Annotated in this window: 2 protein-coding genes; both read right to left on the reverse strand. The window is 61.8% G+C overall.

Going from position 1 to position 2,153, the window contains the following annotated elements:
• Nucleotides 1–419: 419 nt before the first annotated feature.
• Nucleotides 420–1,334 (reverse strand): class I SAM-dependent methyltransferase, encoded by a 915-nt coding sequence (locus tag EN925_RS32955; RefSeq protein WP_064993463.1) that lies wholly within the window; start codon nt 1,332–1,334, stop codon nt 420–422.
• 3 nt (nt 1,335–1,337) lie between these two features.
• Nucleotides 1,338–2,153, reverse strand: an 816-nt coding sequence (locus EN925_RS32960) for a GNAT family N-acetyltransferase (protein ID WP_164894556.1), incomplete at its 5' end; no start/stop codon positions are given.

The following is a 2,153-nucleotide window of genomic DNA, read 5'->3' on the forward strand; positions in this document are numbered from 1 at the left end:
GGTGAGGCGGTCCGGAATCTTTTCCTGCTCTATGGCTGCCAGCAGGGAGGCAATCTCCCGATCCACCGCCATCTCGACATGCGGATCCGCGGTATCGTCGCTCGAACGAGACATCACATTCTCTTGATAGCGGTCCCTTGATCGTAGTGTGGTGATAAGCGCCCGGCATTACAAGCCTGTGTCCACCGCCGAGAAGCTGACCGGCGGACCCTTGCACAGGTTTATTTCCTTGCTCCTTGGTCGCCCCGCGGACCACAGGCCCGCGCGGTGGCGTTCAGTCCTTCGGCAATCGATTAGCGGCGTAATCCTTCGGACTTGATCCGATTGCCGTCCAGCCCGCGCTCCTCCTTCGAATCGAGGACACTCGTTGGTGCCCTTTGCTCGACGTCCGAACTGGCATCGTGCTGTAATGTTCCGTCTCACCGAGCGAGCAAAAAAGCGTTGCCATCCCATGATCGAAACGGCTTCTCACCGTCGATGAGGACCCGCAATTGATGAGCTTGCGCCAGACGGCCGATATCGTCGCGGTCTGAGAAAAGCGATCCGCGATAGGAATAGTTCAGCAAGGCGAGCCAGCCCGGCCGTTTCAGAACGCGCGCAATTTCTTCGAAATGCCGCTCTGCCATGCCGGCCAGAACCAGATAGGGAAAGCTGTCGACCGCCAGCACGCAATCGAAACTGGCATCGTCGAAATCGGCCAGATCGAGACCGGAGGTTTGTCGTAACTCGACATTGCCGAGTGCGGCGCATTGCTCTGAGGCGATGGAGATCATTCGCGACGATATATCGATACCGACCATCCGCTTGAAGGATTTGCACAGCGCACGCTCGAAACGGCCGATGCCGCAACCGATGTCGAGAATGCTCCGTTCCCTTCCGGTGAATTCTCGGGCTTCCAGCCATGCGACGATTTCGTTGGTCGTGGCTGTGAGCCTTTCCTCATCGCCGAGGGATGCCAGTTGGACACTCGCGGCTCCCGAAATCGCTGCCGCGGCATCGAAGCTGGACGCCAGCCGCATGACGACAGCGGCATTCGTCTCGTCCTCATTGCGCTCATGGCGAACGGCGCCGCCCGTCGCTCGCAACATGGCAAAGACGTCTGGTTTGCAGCGCAGCAGTCCGGCGACCTTCCGCAATCTTGCCGCGTCGCCGGTATCCGCCGGACGGACTTTCAGCACGACCTCCGCCAATTCCGCTGCCCCAATTGTGGGCGGCAGGTGGAGCGCCAGCCTGACGAGAACACCTTCGGCGCAAATGCCGTCGGCCATGCAGTCTTCAACCGCCAGCCTGACCGATGTCCGGCGCTGGGCGCCTTTCGGTGCGGTTACACTCATGGGTCAACTCCGCGTCCAGACCCTGCGCATCGTCCACCTGTCGGCGGCGCCCCAGCCATATTTGTAGGCCTCCTGGCCGCGCAGGAAATCGAACTCGCGCGCATCTTCGCGGATCGACTCCACGATTGCGTGGCCAATCAGGATCGCGCCCGGGCTCTCCTCGGCATAAGCAGGGTCGAACCCACCCAGATAAGCGTAGGCACGGCCGCGGTGGTAAAATCCGTAATAGGCACCGATGGTCCTGTCATCGATCGCGAGCAGCCAGCATCGCACCAGACCATGAGCATCGAGCAAGGGAAGCGAGAGCCGATGGAATTGCTCGACGGCGGGGTTGGCCAACACACCCCCTCCGTGTTCGGCCCATCGCACATTGTGCAGGCGGATCAATTGATCGAGGAAGGTTTGCGGACTGCCGCTTGCCGATGACAGCGCAATCCGGCCGCATCTTGATGCGGCCTGGCGCGCCCGACGCAACTGGCGTCTGCGTCTTGCGGGGACGCAGCCTGCCAGCGTTTCGTCGCCGGCGATGGCGAGCACGGGGCAGGCGGCATGGGCGGTCGGCCGATCCATCTCGGGATGCTTCATCGCAAGGGCGACGCTGTCCTGCGGCAAGTCCGACAAGATCCACTGCGCCCACCCGATCGAGAAGATCGACTCGGCGATAACGCCGACAACCTCGGCTTCGATCCCAGGGACAGCCAGGATGTCCAGATAATCGCTGAGCGAAATGCCGACCGGAAGCAGCTTCGAACCAGCCGTCCCATGCTCCAGGTAACACGGCGCCAGCCCGACCAGATCCCCGCCGTGCCAGACCGCGAC

The organism is Mesorhizobium sp. M7A.F.Ca.US.006.04.2.1 (assembly GCF_004022915.1).
GTDB classification, from domain to species: Bacteria; Pseudomonadota; Alphaproteobacteria; order Rhizobiales; family Rhizobiaceae; genus Mesorhizobium; species Mesorhizobium ciceri.